Origin of the sequence: Janthinobacterium sp. NKUCC06_STL (assembly GCF_019345455.1) — a bacterium.
GTDB lineage: Bacteria > Pseudomonadota > Gammaproteobacteria > Burkholderiales > Burkholderiaceae_D > Janthinobacterium > Janthinobacterium rivuli.
Genome location: NZ_JAHKQY010000002.1, coordinates 90237 through 107729, shown reverse-complemented (window position 1 = coordinate 107729; position 17493 = coordinate 90237). Strand labels below are relative to the sequence as shown.

Annotated in this window: 9 protein-coding genes; 6 read left to right on the top strand and 3 right to left on the bottom strand. The window is 64.5% G+C overall.

Translation table 11 applies throughout. The features are described 5' to 3' along the window. Positions 1-53: 53 nt before the first annotated feature. From KO539_RS09500 to KO539_RS09490, 3 genes are all read right to left on the bottom strand, one after another. The gene (locus KO539_RS09500; RefSeq protein WP_219308813.1) at positions 54-3098 is read right to left on the bottom strand and encodes a TonB-dependent receptor; all 3045 of its coding nucleotides are present in this window, start codon (positions 3096-3098) and stop codon (positions 54-56) included. A gap of 491 nt (positions 3099-3589) precedes the next feature. Continuing rightward, complete coding sequence (locus tag KO539_RS09495) at positions 3590-6535, bottom strand: TonB-dependent siderophore receptor (RefSeq protein ID WP_219308811.1); 2946 nt, start codon at positions 6533-6535, stop codon at positions 3590-3592. A gap of 96 nt (positions 6536-6631) precedes the next feature. Next, positions 6632-9982 carry a TIM-barrel domain-containing protein gene (locus KO539_RS09490; RefSeq protein WP_257626214.1) on the bottom strand — a complete coding sequence of 1117 codons (3351 nt, stop codon included), beginning with the start codon at positions 9980-9982 and terminating at the stop codon, positions 6632-6634. A gap of 344 nt (positions 9983-10326) precedes the next feature. On the opposite strand from KO539_RS09490, the gene KO539_RS09485 reads away from it, so the two are divergent. Genes KO539_RS09485 through KO539_RS09460 form a run of 6 tightly spaced genes read left to right on the top strand, consistent with a single transcriptional unit; the run spans position 10327 to position 17473 of the window. After that, complete coding sequence (locus tag KO539_RS09485; protein ID WP_219308809.1) at positions 10327-11463, top strand: SIS domain-containing protein; 1137 nt, start codon at positions 10327-10329, stop codon at positions 11461-11463. Further along, positions 11450-12397, top strand: a complete 948-nt coding sequence (locus KO539_RS09480; protein ID WP_219308807.1) for an ROK family protein — start codon at positions 11450-11452, stop codon at positions 12395-12397. The genes KO539_RS09485 and KO539_RS09480 overlap by 14 nt, the downstream gene beginning before the upstream one ends. 5 nt (positions 12398-12402) lie before the next feature. Continuing rightward, positions 12403-13746: a D-tagatose-bisphosphate aldolase, class II, non-catalytic subunit gene (locus KO539_RS09475; RefSeq protein WP_219309752.1), complete on the top strand. Its 1344-nt coding sequence runs from the start codon at positions 12403-12405 to the stop codon at positions 13744-13746. 35 nt (positions 13747-13781) lie between these two features. Then, the gene (locus KO539_RS09470; RefSeq protein WP_034781637.1) at positions 13782-14549 is read left to right on the top strand and encodes a DeoR family transcriptional regulator; all 768 of its coding nucleotides are present in this window, start codon (positions 13782-13784) and stop codon (positions 14547-14549) included. A gap of 3 nt (positions 14550-14552) precedes the next feature. Next, a complete protein-coding gene (locus tag KO539_RS09465) occupies positions 14553-15647 on the top strand; it encodes an N-acetylglucosamine-6-phosphate deacetylase (RefSeq protein WP_219308805.1) in 1095 nt (364 codons plus the stop codon). Positions 15648-15685: 38 nt separating this feature from the next. Then, positions 15686-17473 carry an MFS transporter gene (locus KO539_RS09460; protein ID WP_219308803.1) on the top strand — a complete coding sequence of 596 codons (1788 nt, stop codon included), beginning with the start codon at positions 15686-15688 and terminating at the stop codon, positions 17471-17473. The last annotated feature ends 20 nt before the right edge of the window (positions 17474-17493 follow it).

Genomic DNA, 17493 nt, shown 5'->3' with positions numbered 1-17493 from the left:
CTTCCGTTGGTAATGATCGTCGCCGGCCCGCCGCATGGCAGACCGGCTGCAGTTTAATAGGTGTATTCAGCCGTGAAGCGCACGGAACGCGGCGCCGTGCGTCCATCAACCTGCAGGTAATTGCGGGAGATGGCGCCATGGTCTTCGCGCGTTTCGCTGTAGCGGGTCACGGTCTGGCTGTTGAACACATTGAAGACGTCCACTTTCAGGCTCAGGCCCTTGACGGCGCTGGGAGTATAGGCCACATTCATGTCAAGCTGGGCTTGCCACGGCAGGCGGCCCTGGCTGCCGCGTGGCGCCGGCTTGCCATTGCAATAAAAGTAGGAATCACCGTAATCGTCCTCGAACCTCAGGTTGTCGGGCAGCGCGCCGATGCAGTTGCGCGGCGCACCCGAGGTCAGCGACAGGTTGGCGCCCACCATCACGTCCGGGATGACCTGCATGAAGCCGTAGGCCTTGAAGGCGTGGCGGTGGTCGCCCGGCAGGTAGCCATACGCGTTGTACATCAGTTCCTTGTGGTCGTCGCTGACCGTCAGGCCCACGTCGCCGCCGCCGATACTGTCCGTCTGGCCTTCCATATTGCCCTTCAAGCCGGACAAGGTGTAAGTCAGCTTGCCGTACCAGCCGTTCGTGTACGGGTGCTCGACGAACAGGTTCAGGGCGCGGTAGGTGCGTGCCGGTTTCGGATTGCCCCACTCCGCGGCAGAAATATCCACGCGGCGCAAGCCCTTGCCATCGTCGAAGTCCACCATCAGGCTGTTGTCGCGGCCAGGGTTGATGATGGCGCACTGGAAGCCGCTCCAGTTGCCCGTGTCGACGCCGTTGCGCGTGGCCCAGGCTTGCAGCGGACGCGCGTCGCAGGTATCGTCATTGGTGTCGTTCAGCTTGCGGTACAGGAAGCTGGCGCCCACCACCAGCTTCTTGCTCAGGGCGCGTTCGAAGCCGAGCGAGAATTCATCCTGCGACAGCGGCTTCAGGCCGACGGCCGTCACTTCGCGCGCATCGCGGCTCTGGCCATACGCGTTGTTGGCCGAATACGGCTTGCTGATGGCGTGCAGGCCCGTCGGCGCGCCCGTCACGGGATCGACGCCCGTATAGGTGTACATCTCGCTGGTGGCCAGGAAGGGGCTGGCCATATTGCTCGACAAATTCGATGGCACCGGCAGGTGGTAGCGGCCGCCGTTGGCGAAGAATTTCAGGGTGCCGTCGCCCAGGTAATCCCAGGTGGCGCCCACGCGCGGGGCGATCATGTTGCGCTGCGAGATAAAAGCCACGCCATCGGTGCTGTAGTTGGTGAACTGTTCGCGGCGCAGGCCCAGGTCCAGCAGCACCCTTTCCGTGACCTGGTAGTGATCCTGGATGTACTGCGCCGATTGCACGCTGGTCGGACGCGCCAGGTTGGCGTTCAGGTCCTTGCTGACGTAATAGCCATCCTTGCCGTAGCCCTGGCCCTGGGCCGGCGTTTCAAAGGCGCCGTTGATCGGCAGATTCGGATCGGTGGCCCGCAGGTAGTTCCAGCGGTAGCCGCCGGCCAGGCTCAGGCCCACTTGCGATTCCACGTCGATGCGGTCGATGCCGCCGCGCAGCGAATGCTTGCCCAGCTTGTATTCCAGGTCCAGGCGCTTGGCCTTCTGGCGGTCTTCCGAGGATGGGTCAACCAGAGTACCGGTCACTGTTTGCGGATTCACGTAGACCAGGCCTGGCACTTGCGTCGACTGGATGGACCTGGTTTGCGCCAGGCTGGGGTCATAGCCTTCGGGCGTGCGGCGATGGCTGGTCCGCGACTGCCCCATCATGGCCGTCACCGTCAGATTGTCCGTCAGGTAGCCCGTGTACTTGAAGATGTCGGCGTTCGCGCCCGGCGCGGCCGACGAGCCGCAGCAGTTGATGGTGGTCTCGCTCCCGCCGCCAGGCACGTTGTTGCGTTTCAAGGTGGCATAGTCGAAGCCATAGCTCTGGCTATCCGTTGTCGTGCGGTCATACAGCTTGGTATATTCAAAGTGATGGTCGTCCGTCAGGTTGTAATCGAGCTTGGCCATCATGCGGTCAACCTTGCTCTTGCTCTCGCGCCAGCCGTTCGGCAAGACCTTGTCCGAGTCGTCGCGCGCACCGGCGACGGCGCCGCCGTCCGTGCGCGTCTGTTCCAGCGCCACGAAGGCGAACAGCTTGTTCTTGATCAGCGGCCCGCTGCCATACAAGCCGACGACCTTGCTGGTGCTGCCGTTATCGCGGTTCCAGTACTTCAAGGTGCCATCCGTGTCCGGATTGGCGCCCGTGTTCGGGTAATGCCGGTTTTCCGTTGTGCCCTTCAGCGAACGGGGAATGATGGAGACCTTGCCGCCGAATTCGACCTTGTTGCCGCCGCTCTTGGTGGTGATGTTGATCACGCCGCCCGTGGAACGGCCAAATTCCGAGCCGTAGCCGCCCGACAGCACTTGCAGGTTCGAGATCGCGCCAAACGGCAGCTCCGACGCGCCCACCTGGGTCAGGAGATTCGTGATGGGGAAACCGTTGACGTAGAACGCGTTTTCCGACTGGCCCGAGCCGCCGATCGATGGCGCATTGCCATACACGCTGTTGGTGCCGCGCGCCACGCCCGGCGTCAGCTGCACGATGGAAGCGACGTCATTGCCGACGGGCAGCGCTTTCAATTCCTTGGCCGTGAAGATCACGCCATTGTTCGTGTTCGATACGTCGATCGGATTGCGCGACGCCTTCACGACGACGGTCTGCTCCTGGCCCACGGCGCCGGCCGCGCTGGCCGGACCGAAGTTCGCCTCCGCGCCGGCGCCGATCAGGGCTTCGACTTCCTGCGACGCTTCCACCGAACCGGCACGCAGCACGCGCACCGCATAGCGCCCTGGCGGCATGGAGTTGGCCACGTAGCGGCCCGACGTATCGGGCGTCAAGGTGCGCTGCACGCCCGTCGCCAGGTTTTCCAGCACCACGGTGGCGCCGGCCGGCGCGCTTACTTCACCGAAAATGGTGCTGGTGGCGTTCGACTGTGCCCAGGCCTGGCCTGGCACGCCGGCCGCCAGGGCGATCACGATCGCGGCGGCGCGGCTGATGTCGCGCAATTTGAGTCGGGTGGTATGCATGCTGTGTCTCCGTCTATATCGAGGGTTATGCGCGCCCTCCCCGCTCCAGGGCGGAGCCGGGGGATGCAATTTTTATGGTGGTCGTCGGCCGGCGCAGCCAGGCAGTTGCGCCTTCCGGGAAATCAGTCCGTATCGGCTGATTTTCGTTTTCTTGGGATTACTTTAAAAAGAAAAATAAGTATCGTCAACAAAAAGAAAGTTATAGCGCAGATTTATCGACAAATTCAGTAAATAAAGGCGATTTATCTTTCGATTCAATCGGATATGCGTCAGATAACTTTCGTTATCGTGGTGTGACGGATACACGCGTAGGTACGGAGATGGCCATGAGCACAGAATCAGCGCAAAAATCTGGGGATATCAACGCGAAAGCAGCCAGGGCAATCGGCTTTCACTTACGTTTATCTTTCGTATTGCACATTTCAGAATATTGTCTTTTTCTTTTCATGATGATGCCCCGGCCCGCTGGCGGGCCGGGGCATCGTCACGTGTTAAAAGAACTTGTAGCTGGCCGACAGGGCGAACTGGCGGCCGAACAGGTCCTGGCTATGGTTGTAGCCTTCCCAGCCGTTCGGGTCGTAGTACGGCTGCTTGTTGAACGCGTTTTTCACGTTCAGGCCCACGTCCAGGTTCTTCATCGGCTTCCAGCTGAAGGCCAGGTTGACCGTCGTGTACGACGGCGCGCCCTTGCACTGGCCGGCCGGCAGCGCCACCGAGGCGGCGGTGCAGTTTTCCGGCGTGTTGTCCTTGTCCCAGGGGCCGTAGGCCCAGCGCGTCTTGCCCGAATAGTTGATGAAGACGCTGCTGACGAAGTTGCGGTAGCTCCAGTCGGCATTCACCGTGGCGCGGTAGCGCGGCGAATCGTAGTAGCCGACGGTGTTGCCCTTGATGTCGCTGCCATCTTCGCTGTCGTGGGTGTCGCGCTTGCGGATGGTAGCCGCGATGCCGGTACTCAGCTTGCCCCAGTCGCCGAGCGCGAAGCGCGTGCGGGCGTCGATGTCCACGCCGTCCATCAGGGTGCGGCCGCGGTTCGAATACGAGTTGATCAAGCCGCCCAGGTTGCCCACCGAGTAGCCAGGCACGCCGCCCGCGCACACGCCAGCATTGGCGGGATTGGCGCACATGGCCGCCACCGCCGCCACGTTGCCCCGGTCCGTGTCCGTCAGGTCGTTGCGGATGGCGCTCGATGTGCCGGCCAGGGTCGGACCGTATTTGTCGACCAGTTCCGTAAACAGCTCGTTGAAGTCCTGGCGCACGATTTCGTCGCGGCGGTTGATGAACCAGTAATCGATGGAAATGCTCACGTCCTTGGCCGGCTGCAGCACCAGGCCCACGGTCGATATCTTCGCCTTTTCCGGACGCAGATTCTGGTTCGGCGGCGTCAGACCGCCCACCGTCGTGGAGCAGTTCGAATTGAGCAAACTCTTGCCCAGGTCCGCATCCGTTGCCACCTTGGACTTCATCAGCGCGCGCGCCATGGCGTTCGTTTCATCGCAGCGCACCGTGTCGCGGATGCCACCCACCTGCGCAAAGACGCCGCCCGTGCCCGATTCGGCCAGGTTGGGCGCGCGGAAGCCTTCCGAATACGTCCCGCGCAGCATCAGGTCAGGCCGCGCGCGCCAGATCACGCCCAGCTTGGGCGCCAGGTTGGCGGCGAAATGCGGGTATTTGTCCACGCGCGCGGCCGCGTTGACTTCCAGGGTGTCGCTGAGCGGCACCACCACTTCGCCAAACACGGCGGCAATGGTGCGCCGGCCGTCGAACCAGGAACCGCCCTGCTGCGTGATCAGGCCATTGGCCGCATCCGCGTTGCCGGGCGTGAGAAAACTCTCGCGCATCACGTTGGTGCCGACGGCGGCGCGCACTTCGCGCTCGCCCAGTTTGAACAGCGTGCCTTCCACTTTCGCATCCCAGGTCATCAGTTTGGTCCAGGATTCGATGGCAAACGTCGGGTAAGCGGCACGCACCAGCGCCGCATTCGCCTCGCTGATTTCGCCGAATTTGTAGGCGGGATTGTCGGCGATATACGTGCGGCCGCTGACGGGATCTTTCGTGAACGGCCCGAATGCCTGCTCGAAGCCCTTGATGTTGATGTTCGCCGTCTGGAACAGGGTCGAATGGCTGCCCGCCACGCTGAGCGCCGTTTCAAAATCCCAGCCGCCGCCGATGCTGCCGCGCAGGCCGACGAGCGCGCGGTAGTTTTCATCGACGTTCTTCTGTCCAAAGTGGCCTTGTGCATCCTGCAGCAGGTAGTTCAAGCCGGCCGCGCCGCCCATCCTGGCCACCATGTCGGCATCGAGCTTGCCTTTCAGGTAGACGTTGTTGGGGCTCAGGAAAGGCGTGGCGAAGGTGTTCAGGGTATTGCCCGTATTGCGCGCGAACCAGTTGTTCGTGCTGCCGCTGTTGAAGCTGGACGGACCATTCTCGCCGCGCATCTTGATGTGGGTGAAAGCGCCTTCCGCGAACGCTTCCATGTCGCCGCCCAGTTTCAGCCTGCCGCTCAGGTAAGCCGTGGCCCGCTCCGAGGTGGGCCCCGTGTCGAGCTGGTTGGGCAGCGCATTCCACACGCAGCGCGTGCCCGATGCTTCGGTGATGCTGTTGTTGCAGCCATTGACGGCGCGCTGGGTGCGCGCATTGTTGTTCGCCTTGTCGAAGACAAAGAAGGTTCCGGGATTCACCGTGCCCGGTTCGCTGCCCACGCCCACGCGCATGTTCGGGATGAAATTGGGATTGTTCGCATAAAAATACGAAGGACGCTTGCGCCAGGTATCGGCCAGCGCAATGCGGTCGCGCTGATAAACGTTCACGGAACCATAGATGTTGTAGCCGTCGCTGGCCAGGTCGCCCAGGCCATACAGCACGCTGGCCTGGCGTTCGCCATACGATTTCACGCTCGGTGAAAACTCGCCATTGGCGCGCGCTTCCAGGCCCTGGTACGACTTCTTGGTGATCACGTTGATGACGCCGGCGACGGCGTCGGAGCCATATATGGCCGACGCGCCATCCGTCAAAATCTCCATGCGCTCGATGGCGGCGGCGGGAATGGCGTCGATATTGACGAACATGGTCTGGAAGCCGGCCGGCGCGCCATAGAACGACAGGCGGCGGCCATTCAAGAGCACCAGCGTGCCCTGCGCGCCGAGGCCGCGCAAGTTCGCTTGCGAGCCGCCATCGGAACCAGTGAACATCGAGCGGAAATCCTGCTGCGCCGGGCGGGCGGCAGGCAGGTTGTCGAGCACTTGCAGCAAGGTGAGCGCGCCCATGTTTTCGATCTGCTTGGCGTTGATCACCTGCACCGGCGACGCCGTCTCCGCGTTGATGCGCTTCAGGCTCGAACCCGTCACTTCCACACGCTGCAGTTTCTCCTCCTCCGCTGCCAGCGCCGTTGAGGCCAACCCTACCGCCACCATGGCGGCCATCAGTTTTTTCAAGTGCATTCTCAACTCCCTTTTATAAGTGATTTGTTTTCGCAAGGCTGCAAGAGCCCCTCCCCGGTCCGAAGAGGGGCTCTTTTTTAATGCATGATTGAGTGTCTAGCGCGGCTTGACGGTCGCGCCTTCCGTGCCGGTCAGCACGGCGTTGGCCCAGTTGCCGCAGACCTGGGCCGGGTGGGCGCCGCGCGCGCCCAGGGTGCGCAAACTGAGCTGGCTCAGGCCGCGCACGTCGATTTCGGGTTTGACCACCCCGGGAGCCGTGACCAGGCCGCTGTCATACAGCAGCCGCTCACCGCTCCAGACCTGAAATTGCAAGCCGCCCGCGCCGCGGCAGCTATCGTCCACGCCCAGGTCGGCGCGCAGCAGATTCCAGTTGCCGGCCAGCTGCAAGTCGATGCGGCTGGCAGGCCCCACGCCGAGGCCCTTGCGGAACCACAGCCCGTTCATGCGCATGTCGGCCGCCTTGCCGGCCGGCCGGTCTTTCGCGATAGTCTTCGGCAGCGCCAGGTCCGACAGATAGCGCTGCACCTCCTCGCCTTCGGCCACGCGGTGCTCGAGCACGCGGAATGCGGACAAGGTGACGGGCGCCACGTCGGTGGCCAGCGCCGCGTCGAACGCGCGCGCCACCGGCGCACTTTGCGCCGCCGTCACCATCGGGTCCAGGGACGCTGCGCCATCGCCTTCCGGATTTTGCGTGCTCATGACGCGGAAGCGCAGCAAGCGCCCGGCCGTGGCGGGGAAAGTAATCGTCTGCCTGCCTTCCAGCAGTTTGAGGGTGCCGCGCGCAAGCGCCGCGCCCCACTCGCCATTGTTGTCGCCAATGTAGATTTCATAATCGCGCACCTGGCCATGCTTCCAGTGCTGGTCGTTGCGCGGCGCCAGTTCAATGCCGTCGATCAGGCGCCGTTCCGTGAAGCCGATCACCCATTCGTGCGGGCCGCTTTTCACGGACGGACTGCGCACGGTGCGGAACCACGTCTCCGGCTTGCCATCGAAGGCGTTTTCCAGCGGATAACCGCTTTCCTCCGCAGGACGCGCCACCACCTGCATGGCGTCGGCCGGCAAGGCGCGGCCCGGCACGGGGGCGGCCGGGAAGTCGGCATCGGCTCTCGCCACAGCCAGCGCGCCGGCGACCTGCAAAGCTAAAGGCTGGCGGATATCCTGCGCCGCCACTTTCACGTGCAGGGTGCCTTGCCGGTCGGCTGCGTCGAAATACCAGCCTTCGACCGCCTTGTCGTAACCGGCGCGGTCGCCCGCTGCCGCGATCAGCCGTTCGCCAGCGCGCACGGTGGCCGGAGCCTGGCCCGCCAGCATGCGCAGCGCATAGCCGCGGCGCGCTTCCTGGCCCTGGTACTGGCCATCGACGGCGCCGATATCGACCTGCACATCGGCGCCCGTCTGGCGCATGCGGATGACTTGCTGGCTGAAGGCGCCGCCCTGGTACTGGCGCGTGCTGCCATCGTCTTCATACAGCGTGTAGTCGGAATCGCCGCGCGGATAGATATCGAGCGTGAGTTGATCCTTCGGCTTCTGGCCGTCGTACAGCATTTCCGGATACATGGGCAGGATGGCGCCGGCGCGCACGAACACAGGCAATTTATCGAGCGTCACCTGCATATCCAGGTCGCGTCCCTTGGCGTCGGCCGTGGCCTGGCGGCCATCCCAGTAGTCGTACCACGTGTCCTGCGGCAGGTGGATGCCCTTGCGCCAGCCGCCGCTGACGGCCTGGCTGCGGTAGACGGGTGCCACCAGCACGTCGCGCCCCAGCAGGAATTGGTATTTATAGGCTTCCGTGTAGGCGGCCGGGTCTTGCGGGTAATCCCACATCAGGCCCCGCACCAGCGGCGCGCCCGATTGCTCCGCTTCGCGCACCAGGGTATACATATAGGGGGTGAGGCGCATCTTGAGCTTCAGATAGCGGCGGTTGATGTCGCGGTACGGCTGCTCGAACCACCATGGATGCTTGCGCTCGGCCGCGGCCCAGCCGGACATGCCCATCAGGACTGGCGTAAAGCTTTTCCACTGCAAATCGCGCAGATAGGTTTCCGGACTGCCGCCAAAGATGGCGTCCACGTCGCCCGATGCATACGCCTGGCCGGACAGGCCCGAGCCGATCAGGGTCGGGATGTGCCAGCGGATGTAGTCCCAGCTGGCGCTCTGGTCGCCCGTCCACGCCACGGCGTAGCGCTGGATGCCGGCCCAGCCCATCACCGTCCACAGGAAGGGGCGGCTGTCGGAGTTATTCAGGATGCCGTCATAGGCCGACTTGTTCGCATCCATGGCGAACTGGTAGCCCTTGCCCGTCCACGCCACGTCCAGCTTTTGCACGCGGCTGCCCGCCTGGCCCACTTCCCAGGCGATCTTGTCGACGCCGTTTTCCGTCCACAGGCCCGTGCGAAAGCCATAGCCGGCCAGGCCCTTCACCGTTTCCGGCAAATTCGTATAGCCGCAGCCGTAGCCGTCGTTGGGTAAAATCCAGCCGCCTGGCATATCGTGTTCGCGGTATTTTCGCGCCACGCTTTCCACCACGTCCGGCGTCTTGCCCGTGGGGCCATCGCTCCAGTTTTTCGGCACGGAACCGGGTTTTTTCACGTTGTCGCCATCGTTGTAGCAATCGGCGTCGCCGTATTCCAGCGCCCAGCGGGGCAGCATGCGCGCGCGGCCCGTCAAGTCCGTGTAGCGGGCGACGACGTCGCGCAAGTCCTTGCCGACAAAGAAATACGCATCGAAGCGTCCTTCCGCGTGCTGCAGCGAGATCTGCTCCTTGTCGCGCAAGTCGTAGTTCCCGTCGGACCAGGTATTGCGCAGCATGCCCCAGCCGCGTGAACTCATGAGGAATGGCGCGGGATTCGGGCGGTCGCCTTCTTCCCAGCCGCCCGAATACGACACGGGCACCTGCTTGCCCTTGAATTCGAAGCGGCCATTTTGCTGGCCGCCGCCAAAGTAACGTTCGCCCGGCAAGCTCGATAGCACCTGCACTCCCTGCTTGTCGTCGAGCGACAGCGGCTGCACTTCGCGCCACAGCGGCACCGCATCGCCCTTGCGCAGCAGGGTAAAGCGCAACGGTTTGCGGTCGATGCGCAGGCTCAGGGCTTCGGTGCTGATCAGGATATGGTCGGGCTGTTCATGGATCTGGTACGCCACCTGCGCGGCCGGCTGGCCCACGACGATGGGCGCGGCCTTGTCGCCCGGCCCCGTCAAACCCCCTTTTCCGCCCGCCTGGATGCGCAGCACGTCCACCTGCGGCAGGCTGATACGCAGCTGCATGCCAGTATCGCTGCGCAGATCCCAGCCCAGTGCCTCGCCCTTGGCCACGTCGGCCGCGTGCACGGCACTCACGCTGGCCAGGTTGCCGACAGGCGCGGCCTGCACGCTTTGCGCGGACAAGGTGGCAAGGGCAGCGAGGACACAGGCGGCAAGGACGCGGCGGGGAAGCGGGAGAGGTTTCATCTATCGGCTTTCAGAAGTGATTCGATGAAATACTTTAAGAAGAAAAATAAATATCGTCAATCAAAAGAAAGTTAAAGCGGCAATTTATTAATAAAATGCCCATAATTGGCGCATTTTTCTTACGTTTCACCAAAATGTCACAAAACATACTTTCGTTATCGTGGCATTTCAGCGACAAGCCGCGCCGCCACGGGCTGTTACGCTGCACCGCAGCACGTTTCACCGCTTTTAAAACGACATTATTTCGCAAGGCAGCAAACTATTTACTTTCGTTTTACTTTCGTATTTGACTTTTCGAAATTTAGTATTTATGCTTTCTCCAACAAACACTTTACTGAGCTCTCATGACTACCCTTCTTCAGCGTGACATTCAAACCTGGCGCGACATCGGCGGCCTGCACACGGCCGAGGAAATTGCCCACCAGCCGGCCATCTGGCGCGCGCTGGCCGGCATCTTGCGCAAGGAGCAAGCGGCACTGGCCGCCTTCCTCGGCGACGCGCTGTCGAATCCACAACAACGCGTCATCCTGACGGGCGCCGGCAGCTCGGCCTACGTGGGTGAAATCGTCGTCGATACCCTGAATGCGGCCTGGCCCGCGCAGATCCGCGCCATCGCCACCACAACCTTGCTGACGCACCACGAGCTGTACCTGGAAGCGGACGCGCCCACCCTGCTCGTCTCGTTTGCCCGCAGCGGCGACAGCCCGGAAAGCCTGGCGGCCGTGGAACTGCTGCGCCAGGTCGTGCCCGGCGCGCGCTTCCTGAACATCACCTGCAACGCGGACGGCAAGCTGGCGCGCCAGGGCGCGAACGACGACCGTACCTATAACCTGCTGATGCCGGAAGGCAGCTGCGACCGCGGCTTCGCCATGACCAGCAGTTTCAGCAGCATGCTGCTGGCCGCCCTGTCGGTACTGGGCAAGGACGTCGATTTGACGCGCCTTGAGACCTTGGCGCAGCTGGGCGAGCAAGCCTTGCGCGACTGGTCGGCGCCCGTGGCGAATCTCGGTTCGACACCGGTGCAGCGCGTCGTCTACCTGGGCAGCGGCCCGCTGGAAGCGCTGGCCAAGGAAGCGGCATTAAAGATCCTGGAATTGACGGGCGGCAGAGTGATGGCGATGGCGAATACGCCGCTGGGCTTCCGCCACGGCCCAAAATCGGCCGTCACCACGGAATCGCTGGTGATCCTGCTGCGCAGCAGCAAGCCGCTGGCGCGCCAGTACGAAGACGACCTATTGAAAGAACTGCAGCGCGACAGCGTGGCGCAGCGCTGCCTGACGGTGGGTATCGGCGGTGACTTATCTGCCGATGCGCCGGCCTGGCCCGACGCCTGGCTGGCCCCGCTGTGGCTGCTGATGGCGCAGCAATATGCGCTGCACCAGTCCGCACTGCTGCAACTGCGCCCCGACAATCCATTCGCCGGCGGCATCGTCAACCGTGTCGTGCAAGGCGTCACCATCTATGGCCATGACCAATTCTAATCACACAGCCGGCTACCACGGCATCGACATCGGTGGCAGCAAGATGGAGCTGGTCGCCTTCGCCGACCGCGATGGCGCGCTGGCGGAAGTGTTCCGCGAACGGGTGGCCACGCCGGGCGACGATTTTGCCGCCTTCGTGCAAGCCATCGTCGACCTGGTGGCGCGCGGCGACGCCGCCCTGGGCACGACGGCCCCCGTCGGCATCGGCTTGCCCGGCGTGATCGACAGCGCCACTGGCCGGCAGCTCAGTTCCAACGTGCCGGCCCTGAATGGCCGCCTGGTGGCGCAAACCCTGCAGCAGGCCTTGCAGCGTCCTGTCGCCATCGGCAACGATTGCCAGTGCTTCGCCCTGTCGGAAGCACAAGGCGGCGCGGCCGACAATGCCGCCAGCATGTTCGGCGCCATTCTCGGCACGGGCGCGGGCGGCGGCTATTGCGTGGGCGGCCAGCTGCTGCGCGGCTTTAACGGCGTGGCCGGCGAATGGGGCCACTGGAGCCTGCCCGCCACCTTGATGGCGCAGCATGGCCTGGCCGATTACGCCTGCCCGTGCGGCAAGGCGGGCTGCCTCGAGCGCTATGTCTCCGGCCCCGCCATGCGCAAAATCCATGCCCACTTTGGCGGCGACGGCGCAGAGCCTTTGGCCATCGTCGCCCGCGCCAACATGGGCGACGCCGTGGCCCAGCGCACGGTGACCGTGCACCTCGACGTGCTGGGCCACGCGCTGGCCGGCCTGGTACTGGCCTACGACCCGCACGTGATCGTGCTCGGCGGCGGCCTGTCCAAGCTGCCGCACCTGTACGACAAGCTGCCGGCCGCCGTCAAGCGCCATCTGTTCCCCGGCGTGCACGTGCCGCCGATACTGCCGCCCCGCTTTGGCGACGCCGGCGGCGCGCGCGGCGCGGCCCTTTTGATACGACAACATACGAAGGCGTAACCATGATGAAGCAAGCGGAAAACCCGACTTTTACCCTGTCCCCGATCCAGCAAGTGATCAAGGCGCACCGCCGCGGCGAGCGCGTGGGACTGTACGCCGTCTGCTGCAGCCACCCGAGCGTGCTGCGCGCCGCCATGCGCGTGGCCAGCGAGTACGACACGGTGCTGCTGGTCGAAGCGACGTCGAACCAGGTCGACCAGTTCGGCGGCTACACGGGCATGACGCCGGCCGTTTTCCGCGACACCATGCTGGCACTGGCCCGCGAACAGGGTTTCCCCGCCAGCCGGCTGGTGCTGGGCGGCGACCATCTGGGCCCGAACGCCTGGCAGCACCTCGATGCGGCCACCGCCATGAACCACGCCGAAACCCTGATCGCCGCGTATGCGGCCGCCGGCTTCCATAAAATCCACCTCGATTGCAGCATGCGCTGTGCCGACGATCCCTTGCAGCTCGACGATGAAACCGTGGCCGCCCGTTCGGCGCGCCTGTGCATCGTCGCCGAAGAAGCGGCGGCGGCCGCCGGCTTCGCGCCGCCCGTCTACGTGATCGGCACGGAAGTGCCGATTCCCGGCGGCGAAGCGTCGCTGGCGCAGGCCGGCGCCGTCACCAGTCCGCAGGCCGCGCGCCGCACGCTCGACGTGCACCGCCGCGCGTTTCTGGAAAACGAGCTGCATGGTGCCTGGCGCCGGGTCATCGCCATGGTGGTGCAGCCGGGCGTCGATTTCGACCAGAGCAGCATCCAGCACTACGACGCGGACGCCGCCACCGAGCTGTCGGCCTTTGTCGCCGAGCAGCCTGGCCTCGTGTTCGAAGCCCATTCCACCGACTACCAGCGCGAAACGGCGCTGCACGCCATGGTGCGCGACCATTTCGCCATCCTGAAAGTGGGCCCGGCCGCCACCTTTGCCCTGCGCGAGGCGCTGTTCGCGCTGTGCCAGATCGAGGAAGAATTGCTGCCGGCGCACGCCACCTCGCAACTGATGCAGGTGCTCGACGACGTGATGGTGGCCAAGCCGAAGAACTGGATCAAGCATTACCTGGGCACGCCGGACGAACAGCGATTGATGCGCCGCTACGGCTTGAGCGACCGTTGCCGCTATTACTGGGGCGAGCCGGAAGTGGCGGCCGCCGTCGCCAAGCTGCTGGCCAACCTGGACACGGTGGCCATTCCGCTGCCGCTGTTGAGCCAGCATTTGCCGGAGCAGTACCTGGCCGTGGTGCAGGGCAGCCTGCCAGCGCAGGCCCCGGCCTTGATCGAGCACAAGATCGGCAGCTTGCTGGCGCAATATGCGCGTGCCTGCAACCGCAATGCGGCAGTCCCCGTCATTGCCGAAGCGGCAATCTGTTAAGCTCGGTATTTTCATTTTTTACTGAGCCCGCCACCATGCGAAATACCAGCCAACGCCGTGAATCCATCCTCCAAATGCTTGCCCAGCAGGGCTCGGTGCAGGTGACCGATCTGGTGGAAAAGCTCGGCGTGTCCGCGGTCACCATCCGCAGCGACTTGAATGCGCTGGAAGCGCAAGGCATGGCCACGCGCAGCCATGGCGGCGCGACCCTCACGCGCACGCCCCCGCCTGAACACACGATACGTCAGAAGGACGCCATCAACCACGAGCAGAAGGAGCGCATCGGCGCCTATGCGGCGCGGCTGGTGGAACCGGGCGACAACATCATCATCGACTCGGGCACCACCACGATCTCGCTGGCGCGCCATTTGCGCGATGCGACCGGCGTGACGGTGGCGACGAATGGCCTGAACATCGCGTGGGAACTGGCCGACGCGCCCGGCGTGGACCTGATCCTGACGGGCGGCCTGCTGCGCAAGCAGTCGCTGTCGATCCAGGGCAGCCAGGCCGAAACCTGTTTGCAGGCGTACAGCTTCGACAAGCTGTTTCTGGGCGTGGACGGCTTCGACCTGCAGTTTGGCGTGACCACCCACCACGAAGCGGAAGCAAGCCTGAACCACAAGATGGTGGAACGGGCCAAGAAAATCATCGTCCTCACGGACGCCTCCAAGTTCGGCCGCGTCAGCCTGCACCGCATCGTGCAGCTGGACCGGGTCGATACCGTCATCACCGATGCCAGCATCAGCCAGGAGTACCGCGAAGGGCTGCAAAAGCTGGGCATCGAACTTTTTATAGCGGAATAACACATGCTGAGCGGCAGAATCCTTACCCCATCTGGCTGGATCACGGGCACCATCACCTTTGACCAGCGCATCGTCCAGATACAAGAAGACCCTGCCGCCGACAGCGCGCTGACCATTTTGCCCGGCTTCATCGACCTGCACGTGCATGGCGCGGCCGGCGTCGACATCATGGAAGGCGGAGACGCGGGCGCCACCGTGGCGCAAGTGCACGCGCGCCATGGCACCACGGCCCTGCTGGGCACCACGCTGACGGCGAAAGAGCCGTCGATCCTGCGCGCCCTGCAAGGCCTGGCCGGCGTCATCGCCGAGCGCCCCGCCAACGGCGCGCGCATGCTGGGCGTGCACCTGGAAGGCCCGTTTTTGAACCTGCACCGCCTGGGCGCGCAGCCGCCCGACGTGGTGCAGGCCAGCCTGGCGCTGGTGCAGCGCTTCCACGCCATCGCCCCCATCAAGGTCCTGACCATGGCGCCGGAAATTCCCGGCCACCTGGAACTGATCCCGCAACTGGCGGCGATGGGCATCCGCGTGCAGATCGGCCACAGCGCCGGCACGTATGACGAAGGCGTGGCCGCCCTGAAAGCCGGCGTCTCCGGCTTCACCCACCTGTACAACGGCATGACGGGCATGACGCATTACGACCCGGGCATGGTGGGCGCGGCGCTGGCGCATGCCGAATACGCGGAAATCATCCCCGACCTGCAGCACGTCGCCAAGGGCGCCCTGCGCACGGCCCTGCGCGCCATCCCCCGCCTGTACGGCGTGACGGACGCCACCTCAGCCACCGGCATGCCGGACGGCGAGTACGGCCTGGGCACGCAGCGCGTCTACAAATGCATGGGCTGCGTGCGCCTGGCCACGGGTTCCCTGGCCGGCAGCGTGCTGACCATGGACCAGGCCTTGCGCAATTTCGTCGACCTGGGCCTGGACCTGGCCGACGCCTCGAACCGCTTGTCGCTGTACCCGGCCGACTACCTGGGCGAATCCGGACGGGGCCGACTGGCACCGGGCGCCTGGGCCGATATCGTCGTCCTCGATTCCACACTACAGCCAGTATCCGTCTTCGTCGAAGGCGCGGCCATCGATCTTTCCACCCGCTAGACCACCTCAACTTACCTCAACCCCGTCCCGGAGTTACCATGCACGACACGTCACACAAGGCCCCCGTGTGGGCCATGCGCTACCTGCTATTTATTGCCGGCATGGGGGGATTGCTGTACGGCATAGACATCGGCATCATCGCCGGCGCCCTGCCCTACCTGGAATCGACGGCCTCGGTGGCCTGGAAACTGACGGCCCAGCAGCTGAGCTTTATCGTCGCCGCCGTGCTATTGGGTTCAGTCCTGTCGTCGCTGTTCGCCGGCGCCCTGGCCGACCTGCTGGGCCGGCGCTGGGTGATGTTCCTGGCCGGCGCCCTGTTCAGCGCCAGCATCCCGCTGATCGCCCTGGCCGACGGCTACACGCCGCTGCTGCTGGGCCGCCTGCTGCAAGGCATCAGCGGCGGCTTGATCGGCGTCGTCGTGCCCCTGTACCTGGCCGAATGCCTGCCCGCGCAACAGCGCGGACGCGGCGCCGCCCTGTTCCAACTGCTGCTGACCATCGGCCTGGTGGCCGCCGCCCTGATCGGCCTGCTGCAGGCGCAGACGGTGGAAACGGCCACGCAGGCCGCGCAAGCGTTGCCGGAAGCGGGCCGCATCGCCGCCATCTTCACGGCCAAGGATCATGCGTGGCGCAGCATCTTCTGGGTCTGTCTGACGCCGGGCCTCGTGTTTACCGTCGGCGCCCTGCTGCTGGCAGAATCGCCGCGCTGGCTGGCGCAACGGGGCCGCATCGAGCAGGCGCGCCAGTCGCTGCTGCGCACGCGCCTGCCCGCCGCCGCCGACATCGAGCTGCGCGAGATGCAGGATACGCCGGAAAATACGGCCAAGGCCAGCGGCAAGGCCAAAGATCCGCTGCTGAGCCGCCGCTATGTGCTGCCCTTCCTGCTGGCTTGCCTGATCCTTGCCTGCACGCAGGCGACGGGCATCAATTCCATCCTCGCCTATGTCGTCAATATCCTGAACCAGGCGGGCCTGTCGGGCGCCTCGGCCAACATGGCCGACGTGCTGCTGAAAGTGCTCAATGCCGTGATGACCGTGGTGGCCGTGCTGCTGGTGGACCGCAAGGGCCGCAAGTTCCTGCTGATGCTGGGCACGGGCGGCATCGTCGTCTCGCTGCTGACGGCCGGCCTGCTGTTCCGCGGCGCCGAAGCGCACCTGGCCGACGTGCGCCCCGCCATCGCGGCGCAAGTGCAAGCGGACGGCCTGTCCCTGCAGCTCGATGCGGCCACCTTGACGGCCCTGGGCGCCGCGGCCGACGGCACGCCGCAGCAGCTGACCATCGCCTATGCCTACGGCCCGTTCACGAATGTGAAAAGCCTGCGCAGCGACGATCCCGTGCTGCGCCAGGTGACCATCGCGCGCGACGACGCCGTGCAGCCTGACAGCGTGATCGGCGTGTTCTTCCGCAAGCTGCACCTGAACCCATTCGCCGACCCGGCCGCCGGGCGCGAAGCGCCGCTGCGCATCGAGAAGGCCAGCCTGGGCCCCGTGCCCTCGTCCACGCATGGCTGGCTGGTGGCCATCGCCATCTGCGTGTTCGTTTCCAGCTTTGCCGTGGGACCGGGCGTGTGCGTGTGGCTGGCCCTGTCCGAACTGATGCCGACGCGCATCCGCTCGAACGGCATGAGCATCGCCCTGCTGGTGAACCAGTTCGTCTCGACGGTGATCGCCGCCATCTTCCTGCCAACGGTGGGTTTGCACGGCTATTCGACCCTGTTCTTCTTCGGCGCCGGCTGCACCGTGCTGTACTTCCTGGCGGCGGCCTTCCTGCTGCCGGAAACCAAGGGCAAGACGCTGGAGGAAATTGAAGCGCACTTTGCCAAGTAAGTCAGAGTAACCAACTGTAG